The organism is Sulfurimonas sp. (assembly GCF_026988655.1).
GTDB lineage: Bacteria > Campylobacterota > Campylobacteria > Campylobacterales > Sulfurimonadaceae > Sulfurimonas.
Genome location: NZ_JALSKT010000045.1, coordinates 38,806 through 62,965, shown reverse-complemented (window position 1 = coordinate 62,965; position 24,160 = coordinate 38,806). Strand labels below are relative to the sequence as shown.

Below are 24,160 nucleotides of genomic sequence, written 5' to 3'. Positions count from 1 at the left end.
TGGGCTTTAATGATAAAAGTATTACGCTTTAATCTCTACAGCGTAAGCTTTATTTGAAAGAGGTACAGCAGGACGTTTAATATGCTGTGGACGACGTAGTTTATCAGTATGATCAAGAGGACGAGTCAACTCATCTCTCCAAGCTTGATAAACTTTAAAGTTATTTTCATAATCAACATAAATGTCACCTATAACATCATCAGCTTTCGCTTTTTCAATAATTACTTTTAGATGCCATGCATGATTTCCTGCAATTGGATCCGGATGAGAAGGTGCAACAGCATTTTGCCACGCACCACTTAAACCATCCCACCATATGTTATCTAAATCTTTATTGTACTCTTTGAACTGCCATACATCATGACGAGGTTTAATGCCCTCAACTGGTTTAAGTGTTCCCACTTTACCATCATTAGTCATATCATATCGAGGAGCACCGACACCCATTATTCCAAGTTTATGCTCAAATCCTGGAACACTAACTGAATCTTTAAGTTTCCAACGACCTGCGTGATGTGAACAAGCTAAAACACCAGGACGAGTCGCTTCAGTTGGTACAGCCATACCTACAAAATATCCACTGTCTAGTCCAGAAACTGTATCTGTAACTTTAACACGGATTGCATCACCACGTTTTATACCAAGCTTCTCAGCATCTTTTGTATAAATCCAAACCGGATTATGATTTTGTGAAATTTCCATTAAATGCTTAGAATTCACAGAACGAGTATGAATATTATACGGTAGTCTAAAGACTGTATTTAATGCAAACTCATTTGGTGCTTTCATAAAGCTATGGTGTACTTGCGTAACGATATGTTCCATTTTCTTGTATTCACTCTCATTACGAGGATAAATAGGAATTGCATATTCAGGCCACTTCCATTCTGCAAACCACTCAGAGAAAAACTCAAGTTTTTTACTTAATGTATGAAAACCAGCAAGTACTTTATCATCACTAATAATACCAATAGAGTGCTTACGACCATCGTGTTCAACCCATAATGCACCAAACTGATCTTTCTTAACATGATGTTTAGCATATTTTTTACCATGTGCATAAACGTACTCACTATCTACTTTCAGCTCTTCTTCTTGAGGTTTATATACATTAGTTTTTTCAGTCCAAGCACCATGATCTCTCATATAGCTATATACTGGAAACTCTTCATCTTTGTACATTTTATCTGCTGTTTCTTTCAATCTTGGTAGTAAACTCATAGCAGCATCAAAATACTCAGGCACTGTAACAGCACGAGATGGATCTTTTTTACTTGCCCAATATTTACGAATACCTAAGCTTCCATCAGGATCAACATGATGAACCATTAAGTTAGGAAAGAACTCTGACTCTTCCCAAATTTCACCTAAACCGTACTTCATATGTGCTTCAAGTGTAGCACGGGTTGGATCTTTTGCTTTCCATCCCATTTTCTCAGCTGCAACACGAAGAACAGCTTGACGGAATTCTATACGTTGTTCTGGTTTAGAAGGAGTAGACTGTTGATCATTTCTTTCACCTGCAAGACCAACTGGTAAAATATAATCACAATACCAGTTCGTTTCAGACCAAGTTGGAGATAAGTTAAATGATAATTCAATTTTATCTTCTCTTTTAAGTGCTTCAATCCATCTAAAACCATCTGGGTTAATCCAAACTGGATTATACATACGAGGGAACCAAACAGAAAGCTTTTTAGGAACTTTAAGACCTTTTTTTGTCCATTTTTCTTGCCACTCTTCATCCATAAGAAGGTGAGGTAAGATATGACTCATTTCATAAGACGACAGAGGATATTCAGGTGGCCATGCCAACTCATTCCATACATCAACTTTAGCAGGTCTCTCTCCAGCAACTGTAGCTTTATCACCTTTACCAGCAACTGAAATCTCATGCCAATGATGGAATGAAGTTCCACCTATGTCACCACGTAACGCACCACGCACAACTAAAGATAAGAAAGCAGAACGTGCAATCATCCAACCACCACGGTGAGCAATTGGACCAGCACGCCAGATGTATGTTGCTATTTTATCACCAGCATCAATATACATTTCCCATAAAGCATCAAGCTTATGTTCCATACCTTCAAGTTTACACTCACGAATAACCATCTCTTTAGTATATGGAGCATACAACTCTTTTACTAATTCAATAAAATCTTCATAAGTATCGCCAGCAGGCATTTTAGATATATATCCATAACCTACCATCTTTTGTAAGTACTCTTTATTTGCTAATAAACGATCCCAGTTTACCCATTCTTTTACAAAGTCATGTGCAACTAAATCATCTCCATTTTTATCTTTTTCATGTAAAACACGATTTGCAAGATAAAGATAAAGAGCTGTTTCAGTTCCTGGCCAACATGGAATCCATAAATCTGCCATACCTGCTGAATTTGACATACGAGGATCAAGTACAACCATTTTTGCGCCACGCTTACGTGCATCTGCAATTAAACCAGCTGATTGTTGGAAGTAATGTCCAGCATCTGCTGCATGTGATGACTGCAAGAAAATAAGTTCAGCATTTGCCCAATCTGGAGAGTTTCTATCATCATTTGCCCATTGTATTGTACCTTGACGAGCACCTGCAGAACAAATATTTGTATGTGAATTGTAACCATCTATACCTAAACTATGAGGTACACGATGACCAAAACCATTTTCATTTGGACGACCAACATGATACATAATTGATTTTTTAGAAATCTCATCACCCACTTTTAATGTGTCATGCATTTTCTTACCAATTGTACTCATTGCCTCATCCCATGTTGTACGAATCCATTTACCTTCACCACGTTTAGAACCTGGTGCACGTTTAAGTGGAAATGGAATACGATCTGGATCATACATTTGAGAAGTTACAGCGTAACCTTTTGCACAGTTACGACCACGGGAACCAGTATGTAGTGGATTTCCCATATATTTTCTAACTGTCATTGTATCTTTATTAACCCATGCAGTAAGACCACATCCAGCTTCACAGTTTGAACAAACTGTTGGAACTAGCATGAAGTTATTTACTTGGATTCCATCTTCATTTTCAGCTGAAGCAACACCATGGCGTTCAATACCACCACGTTTCCAATCATCTCCATCTAACTCTTGAAAATTATCCCATTCAGATTGGTTTGGATAAAATGAAATCGTATCAGGAGTATTTGTAAACTTACTGTTCTCTATAGACTCAGCTACAGCATCCGTCGCAAATACACCTTTAGCAATAGCAACACCAGCAACGCTAAATGCAGCACCTTTTAAAAATGTTCTTCTACTTTGTAAATACATTTATACTTTCTCCTTAACTTAACGGTAATAATTGTGGAATAACTAGCCAAACATGTTTAACTACCCACAGACCTGCAATTGCCAAAATAGCAGCAAGACTTAAAATTGAGTTACTTCCACTCACTCTGTAAAGAGCTACAAGTAGCATTGGCAAGATATAAGCAACCCATTGTCCAATCCAGAACATTGTAGCATACTCGCCATCACCTTTTACATAATGTAAAATTGCAGCAACTTCTTCAGCTTTCATCGCACCGAAAATATATTCAGACATATAAATGATAAATGCCATTAACGCACTAAGACCTAAAACCGACCCAAAAAAGCTCTTTGTTTCATCGCTAAGTTTTGAGCCACCAAGAAGAATCATAGCTGCAGAACCAGAAAGCGTAGCTGCTAAAATCATTTGTGCAGATTCAGTTGGCATTTGCCATAATTCTCTTGCAGTTGCTTCTGCCATAATACCAGCAGTATAAAGCGTTACAGGAATCGCTAAAAGTGTTACCCAAAAAAGTGTTTTATCAAAGAAGGCAGTAGGCTGTTTCGTCAACAAACATTTTTCTTTTCTAATCATAACAGCAATCATTACGAATTCTAAACCTACAAAAAGTGTTGCCATCCATGCCCCAACAGTAATAGCTGAAGTCCAATGAGGGTAAAAGAATATATGCCACATTCTCCACATTTGGTGTAAATCTAACCATGTAAAAATCAAAAATATATTCATAAAAATAAATGAAGTTATCATAACCGGAGTTCTAAGACCATTCATTTCAGAAGAATTTTTCTTAAGCAATAGAAAAAGCATAAATACTAAACCAGTACCAATACTTTTAGCCCACATATTCATTGTTACATACCAGCCCCAAAATATATCTGGTATTGCTACGTCTAATGTAACCACAGCATTTGTTGCTGCTAAAGTTTCATGTACCATTAATGATGCCCTCCTAAAGGAAGTGTTGTAATTTTATTAAATAAGTTATAACCCTCTTCTCTTCTTGACGCTAAAGGATTTAAGTGTGCTTGACTTGCTCCAACGTAATAGTGATGAGGATTTGTTCCCTTCTCAGGTTTACGTACTTGAACATCAGTATGTTGCTGAATGTATGTAGAAATATTTGAAGTTGGATCTTCTAAATCACCAAAAATATTTGCTTCAACTGGACATGCCACAACACATGCCGGCATCATGCTTGATGCAATACGATGTGCACAATAAGTACACTTATCAGCAGTTTGTGTCTCTGGATCTATATAAATAGCGCCATAAGGACAAGCCATAACACAACCAGCACAACCAATACATCTTTCTTTATCTATATTTACAATTCCGTTATCTATATAATGCAGTGCAGATACAGGACAAATTCTCTCACACGGTGCATTTTCACAATGATTACATCTCAATGGAGTGAACGTTCTCTTAGTCTCTGGGTAAGTCCCCACATCTACATATTTAACACGAAGTCTCCATGTACTCAGTGGAACTTCATTTTCCACTTTACATGCGATCTCACAACCTTTACATCCCATACACAGATGTAAATCAACTAGGAAACCTAATTGCATATACTCTCCTTTTGCCCTTTCTAGGCTTAATTAAGATTTATAACTACGATTTATTTGTATTAAAAGAAGCCCTTATGTAGAACATACAGGGCTTTTTTTACTGTATACATATTATCCTAGTTAGCTTAAGTTTAATATAAAAATGTAATAATTAATTAATGAGTTTTATGAGGTGTGTAGATTAAAGAAAGTTATATTTTTAGGGATTATGATTACTATAAATAGTGAAAATATTTATAGTAATTTTATTATTTCATTCGTACTCGAACTGATTGTTCATGTGCTGTTAAGCCTTCAGTATTTGCAATCAGAGCACACTCTTCACCTATTTCATTTATGGCATTTGCACTAAATGAAATGATAGAACTTTTCTTCATAAAATTTTCTACACCTAAGGGAGAGTAAAATTTTGCTGTTCCACCAGTTGGTAATGTATGGTTTGGTCCTGCAACATAATCACCAATCGCTTCAGGCGTATTATGACCAAGAAAAATTGCCCCAGCATGTTTGATATAAGGTAAAAGTTCAAATGGGCTTAGTGTAGCAACCTCAAGGTGTTCAGGAGCTATTTGATTCATTAAATCTATAGCTTCATCCATGCTATCTGTTACAATGATTGCTCCACGTTCTTCTATTGATTTTCTTGCAATTTCTTCACGTGGAAGTTTTTGTAGCCAGTTTTCAATCTCTTGCTTAACCTTATCAGCCAAAGCTTGAGAAGGTGTTATCAAAATAGAACTTGCCATCTCATCATGCTCAGCCTGAGAAAGTAAATCTACAGCTAAATGATTTGCATTAGCACTATCATCCCCAAGGATACCTATCTCGCTTGGCCCTGCAATCATATCAATATTCACTTCCCCAAAAACCATTTTTTTAGCTGTTGCGACAAAAATATTACCAGGACCAGTAATGACATCAACTTTTGGAATCGTTTGCGTTCCATAAGCCATCGCTGCGATGGCACTAGCACCACCAACTTTATAAACTTCGCTTACACCACAAAGATGGCATGCTGCAAGAAGAAGTTCATTGGGCTCATTATCTGGTGTGGGTGTACAAACTATTATCTCTTCAACTCCAGCCACTTGGGCAGGAATAACATTCATAAGTAAAGAAGAAGGATATGCAGCTTTTCCACCAGGAATATAAAGTCCAGCACTATCCACCGGAGTAACTTTTTGTCCTAAAATAGTACCGTTACTTTCTGTGTCAAACCAAGATTTTGGTTTTTGTTTTTCATGATACATTTTAATTCTATCATAAGCTAAATGTAATGATTTTTTCAATTTTTCATCAATATTTTCATACGCTTTTTGCATATCTGAGATAGAAATCTTTAAATCTTCATCACTTTTGGGTGTCCAGTTATCAAACTTAGAGATATGTGATCTTAATGCAAGATTTTTATCTTCTTTTATTTCATCAATTATTGTGCCAACTATACCACTCACATGAGCTATATCCATTTTACCTCTGGAGAGTAACTCTTGAAACTTTATATCAAAATTATCATCATTAGAATTTACAAAAATCATTTTTTATTTCCACTTTGTTTTTTAGTTTTATTAAACTCTTGCTTTACAATATCTAAAGCTTTTAAAAATGCATCTTCTTTCACTGCCCCCATAAGAGGTTGATACATTGGTTTTCCATCAGAGTATAAAAACCATATAGTTGGTGTTCCCGGTCTCCATAACTCCTGAGGCATTGCATCACCATCATCACTGTAAGCAATGATAGAAATAAAATCATTATTTAAATGTTTTATAACCCGAGGATCAGAAAAAGTTGTCTTTTCTAAAATCACACAATATTTACAAGTATGGCGAGAAAATACAAACAACACAGGCTTATTCTCTTTTGTTGCTTGTTCAATCCCAGATTTAAAATCTTTTGCCCAATGAATTTCATTTGCCATAAGAGATGTTGTAAACAGTAAGCTTACTATTAATAATATTTTACGCATATTTTTTTACCTTTTTAAGAAGTTCTTTGGAACACTCTTTTGCTGATTTATTTGTAACATCTATCACGATGTCAGCCACTTTAAGATACTCAGGACGTCTCTCCTCATAAAGTGCCTTAGCTTTTTTAAGATCTTGCAACAAAGGACGCTTTTTTAATTTTCTTGCTGCGTTTGGATGTTTTTTAATTCGTTCAATGATAGCATCAAAAGGAGAATCAAGTAGAACAATTATACCAATTTTTTTTAAATTCTCTTGTTTATACAATCCACCACCAGTGGATATCAATGTATTTTGAACATTTTTTTCCAGCCACTTGGCAATATTTTTTTCTAATTCTCTAAAATAGCTCTCACCATCTTCTTCAAAAATCTTTTTAATCTTTCTATTTTCCATACTTTCAATAAGGTCGTCAGTGTCTATTGCAATATAGGAGGAGTTTTTAACGACTTCCCTTGCTACACTTCCTTTTCCAACACCCATAAAGCCTATCAAAACAATATTATTCACATATTAGCCTTTGTTAAGTAAGAAGGCATAAATAGTTTCATTGTCAATTATTTATGCCTTCTTACTTATATCTTTAAAATTATATAGAATTATATATAAATAAAATTATGTCCCATTTAAACGGCCATTTATCAACTATGGATATAATACTTTTTTAAAACAATACATAGGCTTATTATGAAACATAAAAATATTATTTCTCTAGGATTTGTCTCCGTAGCACTCTCGGTAGGTTTACTTTTTTCAACAAATCTTTTTGCAAAAACCGACGTAGCTTCTAAAGAGACAAATACAGAAGCTTCAAGACTAGAAGCTTTAGCTAAGTTTACGAAGGTTTTGAGTATCGTACAGCAATATGATGTAGATGATATAACAATCCAAGAACTCATCGACAAAGCTCTTGATGGCATGATGAAAAACTTGGATGCTCACTCTAATTATCTTACTCAAAAAGATTATAAACGTTTACAAGTTCAAACAGATGGTGAGTTTGGCGGTTTAGGTATTACAGTCGGAATGAAAGAAGGTGCACTCACTGTCATCGCTCCTATAGACGGTACACCTGCGGATATTGCTGGGCTAAAATCAGGTGATATTATTCTAAAAATTGACAATAAATCAACAATAGGCATGACAATTGATGAAGCTGTTTCATTAATGCGTGGTAAAGTCAACACCCCAATTGATTTAACTATAGTAAGAGAAGGTGAACTAAAACCGCTTAGTATTCATATTGTTCGTGGCATTATCACTATAGAGTCCGTGCATACAAAAATGATAGATAAAAACATCTTGTATATTCGTGTTGCTAGTTTTGACAAGAAAGTAGCACTAGATGTGGCAAAAGCCATCAAAAAGAAAAAAGCAGTTACGAAAGGTATTATTTTAGATTTAAGAAATAACCCCGGTGGTTTACTTGATCAAGCTGTAGGTCTTGTGGATGAATTCGTTGATGATGGAGTTATTGTTTCTCAAAAAGGAAGAAGAGAAGTTGAAACAAAAATTTACTCTGCACATAGCTCAAAAACAATTACAGATGTTCCAATGGTTGTTCTTGTCAATGGAGGAAGTGCTAGTGCTTCTGAAATCGTTAGTGGTGCCCTGCAAGACCATAAACGTGCCGTTTTAGTTGGAGAAAATACTTTTGGAAAAGGAAGTGTACAAGTTGTTCTTCCTATTACAGAAAAAGAAGCTATCAAGCTGACTATTGCAAGATACTATCTACCAAGTGGAAGAACAATTCAGGCAGTAGGTGTCAAACCAGATATTATTGTGGTACCTGGTGAAATCACAACACATAAAAATGAATTTTCTATAAAAGAAGCAGACCTGAAAAAACATCTTCAAAAAGAGCTTGAAAAAGTTGATGGAAAAAAAGATAAAGATAAAGAAGATAAAAAAGATAAAAAAGATATAATTACACCAGAAATGCTAAACAAAGATATTCAGCTCAAAGAGGGTGTCGATATCATCAAAGCTTTAATAATAATACAAGGATAGTCACAGCATGGAAAAAAGAGAATTACTTTACGAAGGAAAAGCAAAAAGGTTATACCATACAGATGATGATAATCTTCTCATATCTGAATTTAAGGATGACTTGACTGCTTTTAACGGTGAAAAAAAGTCAAGTGAAGCTGGTAAAGGTGCCCTAAACAATAAAATCTCAACAGAGCTTTTTAAACTCTTAGAAGAAAATGGTATCCCTACACATTTTGTTAAAATGCTTGACGATAATCACATGCTTCATAAAAAAGTTGATGTTATTCTTATAGAAGTAATTGTTAGAAATATAGCAACAGGAAGCTTAACAAGAAACCTTGGTATAAAAGACGGTACAGTTTTACCTTTTACGCTTGTAGAATTTGACTACAAAAATGATGAGTTAGGGGATCCAAAGCTTAATGATCAACATGCCCTTATACTTGGTCTTGTCGATTTTCAAGATGAACTTGACAAACTTCGTCGTATGGCGAGACAGATAAATGATATCTTAAAACCTTACTTTGCAGATAAAGGCCTTAACCTTGTAGATTTTAAACTAGAGTTTGGAAAAGATAAAGATGGAAATATTATTCTTGTTGATGAAATTTCACCAGATAATTGCCGTTTTTGGGATACACAAAGTGGTGAAAAAATGGATAAAGACAGATTTCGCCAAGGTCTTGGAGGACTCACTGTAGCTTACGAGCAAGTTTTAAATAGAATATTAGGAAAATAAAAAATGAAAGCAATTGTAAATGTATTTTTAAAAGCAGGTGTACTAGACTCTCAAGGGAAAGCTGTGCATCATGCACTTGATTCTCTTCGCTTTGATGAAGTAGAAGATGTACGAGTAGGTAAACAAATCATACTCAAACTTGATGAAACTGATAAAGAAAAAGCAATGAGTAGAGTAACTGAAATGTGTGAAGAGCTTTTAGCTAACACTGTAATAGAAGACTACAATATAGAGCTTGCATAATGAAAGTTTCTATCCTACAGTTTCCTGGGACAAACTGCGAGTATGACACGCAATATGCTTTTGAAAAACTTGGTGCCAAAACTGAAATTATCTGGCACAAAACGACTAGTATCCCTAATGATACAGACCTTTTAGTAGTAGCAGGTGGTTTTTCATATGGAGATTATCTCAGAAGTGGTGCTATAGCAAAATTTAGCCCAGTTATGTCTGCTGTTAAAGAGTATGCAAATAATGGTGGAAAAGTTTTAGGAATTTGTAATGGATTTCAAGTTCTAACCGAAGCTAGACTTCTTCCAGGTGCACTCAAACGCAATGAAGGTTTACATTTCATTTCTAAACACCATCATCTTAAGGTACAAAACAACGACAATGTCTTTTTGAAGAAATTAGAGAGTGGTGATGTTGTAAATATTCCCATCGCACACCATGATGGTAACTACTATATAAACGAAGAAGGCCTTAAAGAGCTTGAAGCAAATGGGCAAATACTTCTAAAATATACAGATGCTAATGGTAAGATTTCAAATCCTAATGGAAGTACACAAAGTATTGCCGGTGTTTGCAATAAAGAAAAAAATGTTTTTGGCTTGATGCCACATCCTGAGCGTGCAATGGAAGCACTCCTTGGAAGTGATGATGGTATTACAATGCTAGAAGGTTTTTTAGCCTCGTGACAAAACTCCTTTTTTTTATTCTATTTTTTACAACTTCATTATTTGCAAATAAAGTTATATACTTAAGTTATGATGAAATACCAAAAAGAATAATTAAAGGTGAGATATTCACCATTACACTCAAAACTCTTTCAACAGTAAAGAAATTTGATGATATAAATTATGAATTTTCAAACTATTCTGGGCTAAAAATTTTAGACAACATTCCTTTTAGAGAACAAAAAGGAAAATATTTTTATGACACTTTTCATCTTTTAAGTACTGCTAGTTATGCTAAGCTACCTGATGTAAATGCCTCTCTTATTAGTTCATACGAGTACAATAGTAGCTATATTCAAGGTCAAAAACTTAATGTCATAAAGCTCAATCCTAAAAAAAACTTTTCTAATATACTTGCCAATAATTTAGAACTTGAAGAGTATAAAACAACAAGTTATGATAATATACATAATATAGTCGTGTTTGTCGCTTCTGCACAAAATGCAAACATAAAAACTATGCATTTTAAAAATGTTTTTAAACAAGGGATAGAATCTTCAAATGATTCATACTTAAGTTCTAGAATTACTTACTTTGTAGTTATTGACAAAAGAATTGAAAATTTTTCTTTTACATATTTTAACCTATTAAAGAATAGATATGAGACGATAGATATTCCCATAATAGTAGATGATGATAGCGTAACGACACAGACCGATTTAAAACCTAGAAATCAGTCCCATGATATGTTAAAAATGTATATCGCTGCATCCATAGCATTTATCGCTTTTATCTTAATATTGCTTAAAAGAAACTATATCTATTTACTCTTTATCTTTATTCCACTAGGGTATATTTTATACTTGTCAGTACCACAAAAAGAAATTTGTATAAAAAAAGGATCCAATATTCATCTTTTACCTGTTGATAATGGAACTATCTTTGAGACAACGGCAGTAAGATACTATCTTCCAAAAGAAGGTAGTACAAAAAACTATATAAAAGTAAAACTAAAAAACAACAAAATAGGTTGGGTCAAGAATGAAGATACTTGCACATATTAGTTGGCTATATGCTACGACTATTATATTTATAGGGTTGACATTATCCATTATACTCTACCCTCTTTTGCCAAGACCATATGCTAGAAAAATACCAGCTTGGCTTATACGACTCACTACTTTTTTTTCTACAACTCCACAGGGTGTTGAAGATCCTGATGTGCAGATGTTTCTTGTTAATCATCAAAGCGACATAGACATTGGTGTTATGGAGACAACAACAAATAAAGACTTAGCTTGGGTAGCGAAAAAATCACTTTTTGATGTTCCATTTTTTGGTTTAGCTATGAGCTTACCTGAAGATATAGAGATAGAAAGAGAAAGTAAAACTTCACTTTTAAAACTTCTTCGAGCAGCCAAAGATAGACTTAAAAAAAGAAGAGTTATAACTATGTTTCCAGAGGGAACACGCTCTCGAACTGGTAGAATGTTACCTTTTAAATCTGGTGCAAAAGTAATTGCAGATAAGTATAAACTTAGAGTACAGCCTGTTGTACTTATAGAGACTGCAAGTTGCTACGATTTAAAAACTTTTTTTTATCAACCAAAAAATATTAAAGTCATTTTCTTAGATTCGTTTGTAGCTAACAAAGAAGATAAAAAATGGCTTGAAAACTTAAGAGAAAAAATGCAAAAGGTGTATGATGATGAGTTGGCAAACAATTCTAGCAATAGGTAGTGGTGGCTTTATCGGTGCAGTTTCAAGAGCCTACCTTAATGGTTTGATATCGCATAGAGTTCCTCATGAGCTTCCTTTTGGCACACTAGGAGTGAATCTTTTAGGTAGCTTTATCATGGGTATTTTAATAGCTTACTTTGCCTATAGCACTCTTTTGACTCCACATGTTAAATCTTTTCTATCAACAGGAATTTTAGGAGCTCTAACAACCTATTCTACTTTTGCAATTGAGAGTTTTTTACTTCTTGAAGGTGGTAGTGTAGCACTAGCACTTGCCAATATTACGCTCAATGCTATCGGTACTATTGTCATGGCAGGAAGTGGGTACTACTTAGTAAACAATTTCTTTAAATCCTAATAACTTCATCAGCACACCACGCTGCTAAATCCATATCATGTGTTATCAGCAACATCGCTGTTTCACCTAGATGCTTCATAAGCATCTTCATCACATCCAACTGAATAACATTATCAAGTGCAGATGTAGGTTCATCTAAAAGTAGTAAATCTGGTTTCATGAGCATTGCACGAAGTATCGAAGCACGCTGGAGTTGTCCGCCAGAGAGTTCATGTGGCAACTTTAACAGAAGCTCATACTCTAAATTAACATCTTGTAAGAGGTGGTTTAACTCATCAAGTTTTGCTACATCAGAGATTTGGTTTAGGAGAGTGTAGCTTGGATGAAAAGAACTGTAAGGGTCTTGAAAAATCTGCGAACAACCTGCACTTTTCACACTGCCACTCATAGGTTTAAGATTGCCAAGGATAAGTTCAAAAAGTGTACTTTTACCCGCACCACTTTCACCTACAATAGCTTTGAGTTCACCTTTTTTTAAGCTTAGGGATAAATCCTTAAATAAGATCTTCTCTTTGGAGTATCCAAAAGTAAGATTCTTTATCTCTAATGCATTGATCAAAGATTACTTCTTTTGTATCTCTGCATATGCTTTAGATAACTCTGCATACAATACCTCAGGTGTCACATCACTTTTCTCTTCCCAAATACATTTCATAACAACATTATCTTCTTTATCATTCCAAACTTTTATATATGTGCCTTCTTTATAGCCATTGTCTTGACGGAACTGATTTAAGATATTTTTTCCTACATAAAGGCGGTAAAGCGTTTCTAAATTTAGTCCACTCATAGCGACTAAATCAAAAAACTCATGCATAAGAAGTTCTAGGTTTACGCTCTCTTTTGAAAGTGCAATTCTCATAACATTTTCAACTTTTTCTATCACTGCGTTTACCTCAGCAAATGATAGCGTATCTTTTTCTATTTGAACAAGAGAATCTAAATTTGAAATATCTTTAGCAATATCTTCAACTCCGCCTTTGGAATTTTTCGCATACTCTTCAATGGCTAAACTCATAATAAAATGCCATACATCAACAACTTCTATTTGATGATTTTGCCAATCAGGTTCACGATCTATCGCTTTCCAATGTTTCCAAGCAAAGCTATCAACCATCTCCGCACACTCCATATAGATACATCGTTTCCAGTTTATAGTTTTACCATTTTTTGTAAAACCCTTTGTCCACTCTTCTCCATTGGTTGCATCATTCAGTTGGTTTTGTAGCTGTAACATCAATAAAATTTTATTATTCATTCAAAAGTTCCTCTATATCATTATAATTTTCTTTTGTGTATTTTATCTAATATGCTAAGATTCCCTACTTAAAAAGAGAGAAAGATGAAAAAAATCAATTGTAGAAGATGTGAATACTATTTTGTAACGTGGGAAGCAGCAAATCCTCATGGATGTAAAGCCTATGGTTTTAAATCTCCACAAATCCCATCTATTGTCGTTAAAAAAAGTAGTGGCAGTGAATGTTCATTTTTTAAAGAGAAGCATCCTCAAAAATAATCTTTTTGCCAAATCCGAGTTTATTATCAGTCATCTTAAAATAATGCACTTTAATCTGCCATAATTTAGGAAGAAGAGCTAAAGCATAAGGAAAATTTTTAAAATATAGGGCTTTTAGCTCCTTATCTTCTAGTCTAAACATTTCACCTCGAAACTGCAGACCCTGAATTTTCCCTACTTCTTTTGTTTCAAGTAGGATATTTCCAGCCACTTGAGGAGAGTTTTTTATATGACTAATGTGTAATGTATCTTCACTACTTGCAACAACAAAAGAGAGTTTATTGGCATCAAATGCATAAAACAGACTACAAACACTCAACTCGTTATCTACTGAACTTGCTAAACTCATCACATGGTGTTCATTGATAAAGGCTGTGATTTTTACTAAATTTTTATTCATTCTATTTAAAGTTTGAACATAAAATTTTCTAAAGCTTCTGCGTCTTTTATCTCTCTTTTATCTAGCATTAGCTTAGCCGTCTCATCTTCAATTAAAATATCAAAAATGTCAAAAGCATTTGTTATATTGTAATAACTTTTTATGAAATCAATAAGAATCTCAAAGTTATTTTCTTTAGAGTTATATTGCTTATACTCTTTGTACTCATCCCAATTTATTTTTGCCAACACGCTTCCTTTGTAATGCAGATTCAAACCGCTTTATTATCTCTAACATTTTAGCAGAGCTTACAGCGAAATTCAAGCGCATAAAACCACTGCCTTGCATACCAAAGCTTATGCCTGCATTGAGTCCAAGCCTAGCTTCTTTTACAAAAAAATCTTTTAATGCACTGTTTTTCAAGCCTAGACCACGGCAGTCTATCCAAGCTAGATATGTCGCCTCTATTGGCGTTAGTCTAACAAACTCGGGGTATTTACTTACAAGATTTTCAAGCATCTGATAGTTATGATACAAATGTACTTTTAAGGCTTCAAGCCACTCTTTTCCATTCCTATAAGCTGCTTCAAACGCAACATGAGAAAGTGAAGCTCCCTGAGCATAATGTACTTTATCATAAGCTTTTAAAAACTGTTTTTTAAGATTTTCATCTTGTATTACGACACTACTCATAGCAAAACCTGCCATATTAAAAGTTTTACCAACCCCAATAGCTGTAAGCGTTATTTTCTCTGCTCTTTCATCCAATGACATAAAAGGAATATGAACATTTGGTGCATAGACTAAATCTGAGTGAATTTCATCAGCAAATACAATAATATTGTTTTCATAACAAATATCGAGTATCTCTTGCAACTCTTCACGCTTCCACACCCTACCTACAGGATTGTGAGGAGAACATAAGAGTAAAAGTTTTGTGTTCTTATCTATTTTTGCTTTAAAATCTTCTATATCAAAAGTGTAATAGCCATCATCATCCAAACGCAGTGAGTTTTTTACCACTCGTCTGCCAAGATTTTTTACACTATGAAAAAAAGGTGGATAGACAGGTGTTTGCACTATCACACCCTCCCCCTCTTTTGTAAAAGCTTCAATGGCGGTATGCATTGATGCAACCACTGAGTGAGAGTAGAAGATATCTTCAACTTCTATCTTAGTTCCATGAAGAGTATTCATCCACTCCTTTTGTGCCTCAAATGCACTCTCTGGCACTTCTTCATAACCGAGTACAGGATGTTCAAGTCGTTTTTTTACTGCGTTTAGAACAAAGTCTGGTGTGTCGATGTCCATGTCCGCAACCCAAGCTGGAATGACATCCTCCGTAGCAAAAAGCTTTTTTCTTAATGTATATTTTTCTGCATTTGTATCTTCTCTTGAAGCAGAGGCACTAAAGTCATACTTCATCGCTTTTTCCATACACTCACTTGAGAAATAGTATGCTGATATTTTCTAGCTGTTTCTTTGATAACAAACTCTAAATCTTGTAAATGGAGTAGTTCAAACTTCTCATTCAAGATTTTCTTGAGCGTGTCAATCGTCTTCACTGCATTCCCATTTTCATCTCTATAGCCACCAAGCCAAAACTCTTTGTTTGTTGAAGTGAGTTGCCAAGTATATGGTGAAGTCAAGATTAAAATCCCATCCTTGTTTAAACGAGTATCTATAGTGTCTAAAAAGAGTCTAGGATTATAGAGTCTATCTATAAGGTTTGTCGCCATTACCAAATCATAAGCAACAAAATTAGGGCGAAGATTACAAGCATCACCTTGCCAAAATGTGACTTTATCTTTTAAGTTTTCATATCCTAAATCTTCTAAAGTGACCTTTTTGTTTGTAGTGATTTCACCCTCTTCTACAGAGCTAAACGCAGTATATCCCTCTTCTTTGAGTTTTGAGCCTACACCGACAAAACGAACAGAAAAGTCAATCCCTTCAACCGCATCAAAAGTTTTAGCAAGCTCAAAGGTCGCACGTCCCGTAGCACAACCCAAATCCAATGCCTTTGTGGTATTTGTTGCAAATTTTGCGGCAACTTTAGCACATGAAATTGCAAAATTTTCTACACCAAAATGTGTATCTCCATATTGAAATTCACAGTACTCTGAAACAAGTTCGTCACTCTCATAAATGTCATCGCTTTTTTCTTCATTGTTAGTAGAAATCACATAACGAAAACCTGCATTTTGAAAGAAGTGTTTACGAAAAGCGTAACGGGAATTTTTCATGATTAAATTTCCACTACTTGCCCAAGAAGAGCCTAAAATCAAAGCATGTTTGTCATCAAAAGTCGGCACCGAAAAATCATCATAGGCTTCGTGCACTGTAAAACCATCAAATGGACGTATGGGTGTTCTACTCCACTGCCACACATTTCCTATTACATCATACAAGTCATTAAATCCAAATTCATCTACCGGACAGGATGAAGCATAATGATAAAAATTGATATTTGCACGACTCTCATGAAGAAGAGGAACATCTTTTAGGTTTGCATACTTATACATTAGAGCATATTCTGCTTCACTTGGGAGTTGATACCTTAGGTTTTCTTTTTGGCTCTTATATCTACAAAAAGCTTCTGCTTCAAGTGCATTAACATCTACTGGCCAATTCATAGGCATATCTATCATCTTGCTTACAGCTCTGTATTTAAATACATTCCCCTCTTGTATCCAAAAATGAGGATATTTTGCATCAGATTTATGTAAAAAGTCTAAACCTTCTTCATCCCAAAACTCTGGAGTTTCATAGCCCCCATCTTGAACAAATTCCATAAATTCACCATTGCTCACAAGAAACTTTGCTACTTGAAAATCTTTTACATCCTCTTCATATTTTCCATATTCATTATCCCAGCCATATAGCTTATGTGATCTATCTTTTCCAAGTGTCACCCTATCGCCTTTGATACTAATCATTGCATTTTTTGGTGCTTCATCAGCATGCTCACAAAGATGAAACGCAGCTACTTCTTTTATCATTGCAATTGGCATTTGACGATGCAAAACAAGTGATGTTTCTATATGAATATGTTCATGTTCTATTCCCATCAAAATAATCCACATAGGCATATCGTCTTTAACAGGAAGAGTAAAATCTACAGTATCAATCAAGCCATTTACAAGTTCTCTAACCCTATTTCTGTATGCTTGAACATCCCTAACGCTAGGCCATTTATAATTTGCTTCATCCATGTCATCCCAGTGCATTTCATCAACACCTATGGCAAAGATAGATTCAAATTCTGGATTTATGCGTTTATCAATTATCTTCATATTGATAAGCTTGTTAATATAAAAAGTAGCTGTGTGACCAAAATAAAATATCATGGGATGCCGAGTTGGTTCACTTTTTTTATAAAATACACTCTCATCTTTTAAAAGTTCAAAAACTTTTTCAAACAAATCAAATGTATTATTAAAGTATCTCTTTATCTCACTGCGTTTAGCTTCAACACTCTCTCCATCTAGCGTTACCGGGTACATACTCAATTGGCTCAAAAATTTCCTTTTTCTTAAAGTGTGTAAGGTCAGTTACTCAAATATTTTTAGATATAATGATTATATGAAATTTTATCAAAGTCTAATATTAAATTTTTCAACAAAACAAAATGCCAATCTAGCTTTTCATGTTCAGGATGATCCTTCTACTGTTATACAAAACCATCAGCGCTTAGCTAAAGAACTTGGGTATGAGTACAAAAACCTCGTCCATATGAAACAGATTCATTCAAATATAGTAAAAATAGTCGATCAAAATGACAACTTTACAAATCCTCCAACCTGCGATGGACTCATCACAAATAAAAAAGAGACTCCTTTAATGGTCATGGTTGCAGATTGTTCTCCCATTTTATTTTACGATGATGTAAAAAATATTATCGCAGTTGCTCATGCAGGTCGAGCCGGTGCTTTTGGAAATATTGTTCAAAATGTTATAAAAAGTTTTATCAATGATTTTGATTCGGATCCCAAAAATATCAAAGTAGAAGTCGGTCCAGCTATTTGTCAAAAGTGTTATGAGGTTGGAGTAGAGATAGTAAAAGAAGCACATTCACTGCGTTTAGAGTATGCCGTTTTACAAAAAAAAGAGCGCTATTATCTCGATATTAGAGCAATATTAAAAAAACAACTGCTTCATGAATCTGTATTAGATAATAATATTAAAATATCAAATATATGTAATTGTTGCGATGATAATTACTACTCCTACCGTGAAGATAAAAAGTGCGGCAGATTTGCAGGTATAATATCGCTATAATCTACTCGCCTTTTAAATATCTATTTACTTCAAGACTAATAAGCATTGTAGTAGTTATCCTTCAGCTACTTTTTTAGCTAATTGTTTTGGAAGTAACTCCAAAGACTCTTCGACAAGTTTTGTATTTCCATGGGTAATAAAATCATCACTATATTCAAAACTTGTTAACTCAATATCAGCTATTTTTTCTTCGGCTAAAAACTCTAATATTGCAGAACCTACACCACCTATTTTTGCACTATCTGAAAAAACAAACCATTTTTTATGCGTTTTTGCAAGGCTCGCTAGCATTGTTTTATCTAAAGGTTTTACAAAACGTAAATCGAGTAAACTCACCTCTTCATCTAAATATTTTGCTGTTTCATAAGCACGACCAACACCATTTCCATAACCAATAAAAAGCGTGTTACTTTTCGTAGAACGTAAAAGTTGTGATTTTGCTAATTCAAACGCAGTAGATTCAGGTAAATCAGTCTCAATAAATGCACCTCGAGGATAACGTAAAGAACAAGGATGCTCATAGCTTGCTGCAAAGCCCATTGCTTGATGAAAACTTTTTTCATCACGTGGAGCAAAAAGTGTCATATTAGGAATAGCTCTTAAGTAACTAATATCAAATACCCCCTGATGCGTTTCGCCATCTTCACCAACTATTCCAGCACGGTCAAGTGCAAAAACGACAGGTAAATCCATCAAACAAGTATCATGAATTACTTGATCATAAGCACGTTGTAAAAAGGTCGAATAAATTGTACAAAATGGTTTAAATCCCTCTTTAGCTAGTGCTGCCATTGATGTAACTGCATGTTGTTCAGCAATAGCTACATCCCAAAATCTGGTCGGATACTTTTCTATAAGTGGACTCAAACCTGTTCCGCTTGGCATTGCAGCAGTTGCCCCGACAATTTTCTCATTCTTTTCACATAAATGAAGCAAAGACTCTGTATATATCTGCGTTGCAGACTTTTGTGAGGATTTTTTCCTTGCATGACCATCACTCAAATCAAAAGGTCCAACACCATGCCATTTCTCTTCATGCCCTTCAGCTATTTCGTAGCCTTTTCCTTTAATCGTTTGCGCATGAATAATAACGGGTTTATTTAAGCCTTTTGCTGTTTGCATAATATCAATGAGTTGGTTTAGATTATGTCCATCAACTGGCCCAATATAGTTAATCCCCATCTCTTCAAAGAGCATACCTGGAGTGATAAGCTTTAAAGACTCTTCCATTCTTTTAGCGATATAATGTGCGCCATCACCAAAGTTATCAACAAAACTTTCAGTATTTCTTTTAAATCTTTGATAAAAAGGTGATGCCATGGCAGAACTCAACATTCGACTCAATGCACCTATGGGTTTTGCGATGCTCATTTCATTGTCGTTAAGAATGATAACCATAGGGTATTTTCTATCTCCAAGCTCATTGAGCGCTTCATAGACCATCCCAGCTGTCATGGATCCATCACCTATTAGGACAACGGGAATACGCTCTTTTTGTTCTTGCTTGAGTGCAATTGCTTTGGCTGCTCCTACACCTAAAGAGATAGATGTAGAACTATGCCCAGCAACAAAATAGTCATCATCACTTTCACTTGGTTTTGTGTATCCACAAAGTCCATTAAACTGACGTAAAGTCGCAAACTCATCCCATCTTTCTGTGATAAGCTTATGTGCATATGACTGATGTGATACATCAAAAATAAAAGGGTCTTCTCTAGAGTCGAACACTTTATGCATCGCAACAATAATTTCTGTTGCTCCAAGCGTAGAACTTAAATGCCCTCCATTTGTGCTTACAACTTTTAAAATTTCTTCCCTTATATCAGAACAAAGTTTTTCAAGTTCTTTTATTGATTTGTTTTTAACATCTATTCTTTTACTCACTTAAAGCTGCCTTTTTTACTCTTTGAAATCTTTTTGATATTTGTGCGTCAATATTGCCTACATCACTAATGGCAACTACTCCGCCTTCACTGACTGCGCTGTCTGAAACAATTTCTATATTTTCAAGCTTTCCAAGCTCCACTGAAAGTGTTCCATGATCTTTGGGATTAACTTTTAGTGTCACTTTTGAAGCGCCTTGTAGTTCTTTCATCAACTCTTGTGATAAAACTTTTGCAACTTCTGAAGAATTTTCACTCAATTCTATCTTGATAACTTCTTGAGAAATATCAAGTGCAGCAGTTAGTAATTCCTTTTTAATTCCTTCTAAGGCTCTACTAAATTCTTCCGAGGTTTCTTCAAGCTTTTTAATTGAGTCACTTAAGAGTCTTATTTTAGTGTTAAGCTCTTTATCAAGTTCTTCCCTTGCTTTAGCTTCACCGGCTTTCATCCCCTCTGCAAAACTTTCTTCTTTTGCTTTTTCTAACTGCGTTTGAAACTCTTCTTCTTTGGCTTCAAGTTTCATTTGAAGTTTTATAAAATTCGATGACATTTCATCTGTTTTTTTCATAAGTGATTCTATCAGAGAATCTTTTGAGTTTGAACTCAAAGCACTAGAATCAATATCACTTGCTCTTGCATTTGAATGATTGTCTTGTGTGAACTCTTCTTTTTTCTCTTGCATTGCACTCTCATTTTTTGAACCAAATGCTATAACTTTAAAACTGTATTTATTTACGTTGTGCTCTTCTAATTCGTCACTTGATATTATACTTGACATCATAATTACTCTATCATCTCTTCAGATGATCCCATCTGAATTGTTCCAGCTTCTGCAAGTTGATTTACAACTTCAACAATTTTTCTCTGTGCAACTTCTACATCTTTCATTTTCACAGCGCCAAGGAATTGCATCTCTTCTTCAAAAGCTTCTCTAGCTCTTTCACTCATAGCAGAGAAGAACTTCTCTTTAAGTTCTTCTGGCGAAGATTTCAATGCGAGCATAAGTTCAGCTTTATCAACTGCTTTGAGAACTTCAGTAATAGCTGTTTTATCAAGAGAAACCATATCCTCAAAAGTAAACATCATCTCTTTAATTTGAGTAGCGAGTTCTTCATCAACCTGCTCGATATTTGCCAATGTTGCTTTAGAGCTTTTCGCGCCAAGACGGTTAAATATATCTGCAACTGCACGTGTTCCTCCAACTTCTACTTTGTAAGAAGCGAGTGACTCAAGTTTTGACTCAAGAACTGCAGAGACTCTTTTAATTACAGATGGAGATATATCACCAAGTTTAGCCATACGCATAGCTACTTCACTTCGTAAATCATCAGGAAAATACTGTAAAGTATCTGCTGCTTCACTTGGATCCATATGGGCTAATATAAGCGCAATAGTTTGAGGATGCTCATTAATGATAAAATCCGATAACTGCTGCGGTTTAATTTTAGAAAGATAAGCAAAATTTTGAGTATTTTGCATACTTTTTGAGAGTTTATCAAGTATTTTTTTCGCTTCATCTGGTCCTAAAGTACGGTAGAGAAGTTCTCTCGCATATTCCAAACCACCAGATGTAAGGTACTGACCTGATTGAAATATTGCATTAAATTCTTCAAGCACAGCAGTGGCTATTGCCTTATCTATAGTTGTATTTGTTGCAATATACTTGGATATATCTGTAATAGCTTCTACGTTCATATTTGCAAATATTGCAGAGGTTATATCTTCACCCAGTTGCAAAAGAAGAATTGCTATTTTTTCAGCAATGCTCATTTCATCAAAAGCGGCTTGCTGTTGTGGAGTCAATTTAGCCATTATTTACTTCCTTTTTCACTATTTGCTGCGTTTGGGCTTGGAATTTCCGCCTCTTCGCCTAATAAGGCTTGTAAAAGAGAAGCAACTTCTTCAGGGGTCTCTTCAGCCATATTTTTAACTTTTTCTAAAATCACTTCATATTTGAGATCATCTTCATTAAAGCCATTATCCATACCTAGTTGTTCTTCAACTTTTTTACGCATTTGTTGCACTTTTTCAATAAGATCTTCATCCTCATCATCTGCTATATCAAGCGATGGGGCTTGCATCTCTTCATCTTCTTTGGAAACTTCAAGCATTTTATCAGCAAAAGGAACGATGATTTTTCTGTAAAGAATAAAAAGTAAAATAAGAACAAATAAATATTTAAATAGTCCAGAAAAAGGTGCTATATATGTTTGTGTAAAAGTCAATGCTTCTTCCACCCCGTTTGTAGCCCCTGTTTTACTACGTTCAAATTGTAAATTTTGTACGCTTATCTGGTCTCCTCTTTCTTCATTAATTCCAATCGATCTACTCGCAAGTGAAGTGAGTGCATTGATATCAGCATCATCAAGAGAAACGTATTCAACACCATCTGTAGGATTCCCATCTTTATCCATTTTCGTTTTATATTTTCCATCTACGACCACAGCAGCTGTAATTCTTTTTATACGTGCAAACTGACTTTTTGTGGTACTAACAGTTTTTCCGACTTCGTAGTTTGTCGTTCCGCTATTTTTTGAGTATTTTTCAGTTGTTTGTTTTGAAGAGAGTCCCTGAACTGGACCGATATTACTTACCGTTCCAGGCACACCTCCTACTTCTTTAGGCGAACTTCCTTCACGTTTTTCTTCATTTACTTGCTCGCTTCTGACAACATTTTCTGGATCATATTTTTCTGAAGTAGAATTTTTAATAGAAAAATCAAATTCGATAGTAACTTGAGCAACAACTTTATCTTTTCCTCCAACAAAAGGAGCAATAACGTCAATAATTTTTTCTTGACGTTTTTTCTCTTCTTTAAGCTTGTAACGCTGCTGTGCAAGTGAGAGTTCACTCATTTGTGAATTTTCATCTTCATCACCAAGTGTCACACCATCACTACTTACAAGCATCACATTTTCTGGTGTTAGCTTAGGTACAGATGCAGCTACAAGGTTCTTAATCCCTCTTATTTGTTTATATGTCAGCATTTGCCCATCGACAAGCTCCACCATAACTGAAGCTGTCGGTTCAACCTGCTTAGAGACAAAAAGCGTATCTTTAGGAAGTGCAAGACTTACCGTTGCATGATACACTGGAGAGAGTGCTGTGATAGTACGGGAGAGTTCACCCTCTAAAGCACGTAGATGTTTTATCTTTTGGTCAAAACTCGTTGCACCAAATTCTTGCTTATCAAAAAGTTCAAAGCCTACACCACTATCTTTTGGAACACCTAGTGCAGCTATAGATATTCTTTCTTTATAGACGACATTTCTAGGGACTTTTATAGTATTATTTTGTGCTATTTCATAAGGTATGTTATCTTTTTCAAGTTGGTCTATAACTTTTGCAGCATCTGCAGCACTAAGAGTATCAAACAATGTTTCATATTCACTAGGAGCACTTTTTTTTGCAGTATAAACAACTAAAAAAATCAAAAATGCAACGATACCGACAATTGCTGCAGCAATTATAATTTTTTGTTGCTTCGTTAGTTTTGCATACAAAACCGACAATTGTGAAAAAAGTGCTTTAAAATCCAT

25 protein-coding genes are annotated in these 24,160 nt (G+C 34.8%); 9 read left to right on the top strand and 16 right to left on the bottom strand.

Annotation, left to right across the window (positions count from 1 at the left end; all coding sequences use genetic code 11):
• Window positions 1-21: 21 nt before the first annotated feature.
• The 6 genes from MV052_RS04690 to MV052_RS04665 all read right to left on the bottom strand — a co-directional run bounded on the left by MV052_RS04690 (window position 22) and on the right by MV052_RS04665 (window position 7,346).
• Window positions 22-3,297, bottom strand: coding sequence for a molybdopterin-dependent oxidoreductase (locus MV052_RS04690; RefSeq protein ID WP_297441453.1), 3,276 nt, complete (start codon window positions 3,295-3,297; stop codon window positions 22-24).
• A 13-nt stretch (window positions 3,298-3,310) separates the two neighbouring features.
• The gene (gene nrfD / locus MV052_RS04685) at window positions 3,311-4,234 is read right to left on the bottom strand and encodes an NrfD/PsrC family molybdoenzyme membrane anchor subunit (protein ID WP_297441451.1); all 924 of its coding nucleotides are present in this window, start codon (window positions 4,232-4,234) and stop codon (window positions 3,311-3,313) included.
• On the bottom strand, window positions 4,234-4,869 hold the full coding sequence (locus MV052_RS04680; RefSeq protein ID WP_297441448.1) for a 4Fe-4S dicluster domain-containing protein: 636 nt from the start codon (window positions 4,867-4,869) through the stop codon (window positions 4,234-4,236). Before MV052_RS04680 ends, nrfD begins: the two co-directional genes overlap by 1 nt.
• A 248-nt stretch (window positions 4,870-5,117) precedes the next feature.
• Window positions 5,118-6,407, bottom strand: coding sequence for a histidinol dehydrogenase (gene hisD, locus MV052_RS04675; RefSeq protein ID WP_297441446.1), 1,290 nt, complete (start codon window positions 6,405-6,407; stop codon window positions 5,118-5,120).
• Window positions 6,404-6,838 (bottom strand): DUF255 domain-containing protein, encoded by a 435-nt coding sequence (locus tag MV052_RS04670; protein ID WP_297441444.1) that lies wholly within the window; start codon window positions 6,836-6,838, stop codon window positions 6,404-6,406. Before MV052_RS04670 ends, hisD begins: the two co-directional genes overlap by 4 nt.
• Window positions 6,831-7,346: a shikimate kinase gene (locus MV052_RS04665; RefSeq protein WP_297441442.1), complete on the bottom strand. Its 516-nt coding sequence runs from the start codon at window positions 7,344-7,346 to the stop codon at window positions 6,831-6,833. Before MV052_RS04665 ends, MV052_RS04670 begins: the two co-directional genes overlap by 8 nt.
• Before the next feature lie 177 nt (window positions 7,347-7,523).
• Between MV052_RS04665 and MV052_RS04660 the strand changes: the two genes are divergently transcribed.
• Genes MV052_RS04660 through crcB form a run of 7 tightly spaced genes read left to right on the top strand, consistent with a single transcriptional unit; the run spans window position 7,524 to window position 12,561 of the window.
• On the top strand, window positions 7,524-8,846 hold the full coding sequence (locus MV052_RS04660; protein ID WP_297441440.1) for a S41 family peptidase: 1,323 nt from the start codon (window positions 7,524-7,526) through the stop codon (window positions 8,844-8,846).
• A 7-nt stretch (window positions 8,847-8,853) separates the two neighbouring features.
• The gene (gene purC / locus MV052_RS04655) at window positions 8,854-9,567 is read left to right on the top strand and encodes a phosphoribosylaminoimidazolesuccinocarboxamide synthase (protein WP_297441438.1); all 714 of its coding nucleotides are present in this window, start codon (window positions 8,854-8,856) and stop codon (window positions 9,565-9,567) included.
• A gap of 3 nt (window positions 9,568-9,570) precedes the next feature.
• Window positions 9,571-9,810 (top strand): phosphoribosylformylglycinamidine synthase subunit PurS, encoded by a 240-nt coding sequence (gene purS / locus MV052_RS04650; RefSeq protein WP_297441436.1) that lies wholly within the window; start codon window positions 9,571-9,573, stop codon window positions 9,808-9,810.
• Window positions 9,810-10,484, top strand: coding sequence for a phosphoribosylformylglycinamidine synthase subunit PurQ (gene purQ, locus MV052_RS04645; protein WP_297441434.1), 675 nt, complete (start codon window positions 9,810-9,812; stop codon window positions 10,482-10,484). Before purS ends, purQ begins: the two co-directional genes overlap by 1 nt.
• A complete protein-coding gene (locus MV052_RS04640) occupies window positions 10,481-11,527 on the top strand; it encodes a hypothetical protein (RefSeq protein ID WP_297441432.1) in 1,047 nt (348 codons plus the stop codon). The genes purQ and MV052_RS04640 overlap by 4 nt, the downstream gene beginning before the upstream one ends.
• Window positions 11,505-12,203, top strand: a complete 699-nt coding sequence (locus MV052_RS04635; protein WP_297441430.1) for a lysophospholipid acyltransferase family protein — start codon at window positions 11,505-11,507, stop codon at window positions 12,201-12,203. Before MV052_RS04640 ends, MV052_RS04635 begins: the two co-directional genes overlap by 23 nt.
• A complete protein-coding gene (gene crcB, locus MV052_RS04630; protein ID WP_297441486.1) occupies window positions 12,172-12,561 on the top strand; it encodes a fluoride efflux transporter CrcB in 390 nt (129 codons plus the stop codon). The genes MV052_RS04635 and crcB overlap by 32 nt, the downstream gene beginning before the upstream one ends.
• Here the strand turns inward: crcB and MV052_RS04625 are convergent.
• Both MV052_RS04625 and MV052_RS04620 read right to left on the bottom strand, forming a co-directional pair.
• The gene (locus MV052_RS04625) at window positions 12,551-13,120 is read right to left on the bottom strand and encodes an ATP-binding cassette domain-containing protein (protein WP_297441428.1); all 570 of its coding nucleotides are present in this window, start codon (window positions 13,118-13,120) and stop codon (window positions 12,551-12,553) included. The genes crcB and MV052_RS04625 overlap by 11 nt on opposite strands.
• A 3-nt stretch (window positions 13,121-13,123) precedes the next feature.
• Complete coding sequence (locus tag MV052_RS04620; RefSeq protein WP_297441426.1) at window positions 13,124-13,819, bottom strand: dUTP diphosphatase; 696 nt, start codon at window positions 13,817-13,819, stop codon at window positions 13,124-13,126.
• A gap of 84 nt (window positions 13,820-13,903) precedes the next feature.
• Here MV052_RS04620 and MV052_RS04615 point away from each other — a divergent pair, with 84 nt between their 5' ends.
• The gene (locus MV052_RS04615) at window positions 13,904-14,077 is read left to right on the top strand and encodes a uracil-DNA glycosylase (protein WP_297441424.1); all 174 of its coding nucleotides are present in this window, start codon (window positions 13,904-13,906) and stop codon (window positions 14,075-14,077) included.
• Here MV052_RS04615 and MV052_RS04610 read toward each other — a convergent pair.
• Genes MV052_RS04610 through ovoA form a run of 4 tightly spaced genes read right to left on the bottom strand, consistent with a single transcriptional unit; the run spans window position 14,052 to window position 17,962 of the window.
• Window positions 14,052-14,477: a pyridoxamine 5'-phosphate oxidase family protein gene (locus MV052_RS04610; protein WP_297441422.1), complete on the bottom strand. Its 426-nt coding sequence runs from the start codon at window positions 14,475-14,477 to the stop codon at window positions 14,052-14,054. The genes MV052_RS04615 and MV052_RS04610 overlap by 26 nt on opposite strands.
• A gap of 5 nt (window positions 14,478-14,482) precedes the next feature.
• Window positions 14,483-14,704 (bottom strand): hypothetical protein, encoded by a 222-nt coding sequence (locus tag MV052_RS04605; RefSeq protein ID WP_297441420.1) that lies wholly within the window; start codon window positions 14,702-14,704, stop codon window positions 14,483-14,485.
• Window positions 14,682-15,881 (bottom strand): PatB family C-S lyase, encoded by a 1,200-nt coding sequence (locus MV052_RS04600; protein WP_297441418.1) that lies wholly within the window; start codon window positions 15,879-15,881, stop codon window positions 14,682-14,684. The genes MV052_RS04605 and MV052_RS04600 overlap by 23 nt, the downstream gene beginning before the upstream one ends.
• Window positions 15,878-17,962 carry a 5-histidylcysteine sulfoxide synthase gene (gene ovoA / locus MV052_RS04595; RefSeq protein ID WP_297441416.1) on the bottom strand — a complete coding sequence of 695 codons (2,085 nt, stop codon included), beginning with the start codon at window positions 17,960-17,962 and terminating at the stop codon, window positions 15,878-15,880. The genes MV052_RS04600 and ovoA overlap by 4 nt, the downstream gene beginning before the upstream one ends.
• A 79-nt stretch (window positions 17,963-18,041) precedes the next feature.
• On the opposite strand from ovoA, the gene pgeF reads away from it, so the two are divergent.
• Window positions 18,042-18,737: a peptidoglycan editing factor PgeF gene (gene pgeF, locus MV052_RS04590; protein ID WP_297441414.1), complete on the top strand. Its 696-nt coding sequence runs from the start codon at window positions 18,042-18,044 to the stop codon at window positions 18,735-18,737.
• 54 nt (window positions 18,738-18,791) lie between these two features.
• On the opposite strand, the gene dxs is transcribed toward pgeF, so the two are convergent.
• Genes dxs through fliF form a run of 4 tightly spaced genes read right to left on the bottom strand, consistent with a single transcriptional unit; the run spans window position 18,792 to window position 24,160 of the window.
• Window positions 18,792-20,609 carry a 1-deoxy-D-xylulose-5-phosphate synthase gene (gene dxs, locus MV052_RS04585; protein WP_297441484.1) on the bottom strand — a complete coding sequence of 606 codons (1,818 nt, stop codon included), beginning with the start codon at window positions 20,607-20,609 and terminating at the stop codon, window positions 18,792-18,794.
• Between the two features lie 4 nt (window positions 20,610-20,613).
• The gene (gene fliH / locus MV052_RS04580; protein WP_297441412.1) at window positions 20,614-21,399 is read right to left on the bottom strand and encodes a flagellar assembly protein FliH; all 786 of its coding nucleotides are present in this window, start codon (window positions 21,397-21,399) and stop codon (window positions 20,614-20,616) included.
• A gap of 5 nt (window positions 21,400-21,404) precedes the next feature.
• Window positions 21,405-22,433: a flagellar motor switch protein FliG gene (gene fliG, locus MV052_RS04575; protein WP_297441410.1), complete on the bottom strand. Its 1,029-nt coding sequence runs from the start codon at window positions 22,431-22,433 to the stop codon at window positions 21,405-21,407.
• Window positions 22,433-24,160: a flagellar basal-body MS-ring/collar protein FliF gene (fliF, locus tag MV052_RS04570; RefSeq protein WP_297441408.1), complete on the bottom strand. Its 1,728-nt coding sequence runs from the start codon at window positions 24,158-24,160 to the stop codon at window positions 22,433-22,435. Before fliF ends, fliG begins: the two co-directional genes overlap by 1 nt.

Excerpts from the sequence above, each read along its gene's own strand:
- fliH (WP_297441412.1), bottom strand. The coding sequence starts at position 21,399 with ATGTCAAGTATAATATCAAGTGACGAATTAGAAGAGCACAACGTAAAT.
- MV052_RS04690 (WP_297441453.1), bottom strand. The coding sequence starts at position 3,297 with ATGTATTTACAAAGTAGAAGAACATTTTTAAAAGGTGCTGCATTTAGC.
- purQ (WP_297441434.1), top strand. The coding sequence starts at position 9,810 with ATGAAAGTTTCTATCCTACAGTTTCCTGGGACAAACTGCGAGTATGAC.
- MV052_RS04600 (WP_297441418.1), bottom strand. The coding sequence starts at position 15,881 with ATGAAGTATGACTTTAGTGCCTCTGCTTCAAGAGAAGATACAAATGCA.
- fliF (WP_297441408.1), bottom strand. The coding sequence starts at position 24,160 with ATGGATTTTAAAGCACTTTTTTCACAATTGTCGGTTTTGTATGCAAAA.
- purS (WP_297441436.1), top strand. The coding sequence starts at position 9,571 with ATGAAAGCAATTGTAAATGTATTTTTAAAAGCAGGTGTACTAGACTCT.
- MV052_RS04680 (WP_297441448.1), bottom strand. The coding sequence starts at position 4,869 with ATGCAATTAGGTTTCCTAGTTGATTTACATCTGTGTATGGGATGTAAA.
- purC (WP_297441438.1), top strand. The coding sequence starts at position 8,854 with ATGGAAAAAAGAGAATTACTTTACGAAGGAAAAGCAAAAAGGTTATAC.
- pgeF (WP_297441414.1), top strand. The coding sequence starts at position 18,042 with ATGAAATTTTATCAAAGTCTAATATTAAATTTTTCAACAAAACAAAAT.
- MV052_RS04660 (WP_297441440.1), top strand. The coding sequence starts at position 7,524 with ATGAAACATAAAAATATTATTTCTCTAGGATTTGTCTCCGTAGCACTC.
- fliG (WP_297441410.1), bottom strand. The coding sequence starts at position 22,433 with ATGGCTAAATTGACTCCACAACAGCAAGCCGCTTTTGATGAAATGAGC.
- nrfD (WP_297441451.1), bottom strand. The coding sequence starts at position 4,234 with ATGGTACATGAAACTTTAGCAGCAACAAATGCTGTGGTTACATTAGAC.
- MV052_RS04635 (WP_297441430.1), top strand. The coding sequence starts at position 11,505 with ATGAAGATACTTGCACATATTAGTTGGCTATATGCTACGACTATTATA.
- crcB (WP_297441486.1), top strand. The coding sequence starts at position 12,172 with ATGAGTTGGCAAACAATTCTAGCAATAGGTAGTGGTGGCTTTATCGGT.
- MV052_RS04670 (WP_297441444.1), bottom strand. The coding sequence starts at position 6,838 with ATGCGTAAAATATTATTAATAGTAAGCTTACTGTTTACAACATCTCTT.
- MV052_RS04615 (WP_297441424.1), top strand. The coding sequence starts at position 13,904 with ATGAAAAAAATCAATTGTAGAAGATGTGAATACTATTTTGTAACGTGG.
- MV052_RS04620 (WP_297441426.1), bottom strand. The coding sequence starts at position 13,819 with ATGAATAATAAAATTTTATTGATGTTACAGCTACAAAACCAACTGAAT.
- ovoA (WP_297441416.1), bottom strand. The coding sequence starts at position 17,962 with ATGTACCCGGTAACGCTAGATGGAGAGAGTGTTGAAGCTAAACGCAGT.
- hisD (WP_297441446.1), bottom strand. The coding sequence starts at position 6,407 with ATGATTTTTGTAAATTCTAATGATGATAATTTTGATATAAAGTTTCAA.
- MV052_RS04610 (WP_297441422.1), bottom strand. The coding sequence starts at position 14,477 with ATGAATAAAAATTTAGTAAAAATCACAGCCTTTATCAATGAACACCAT.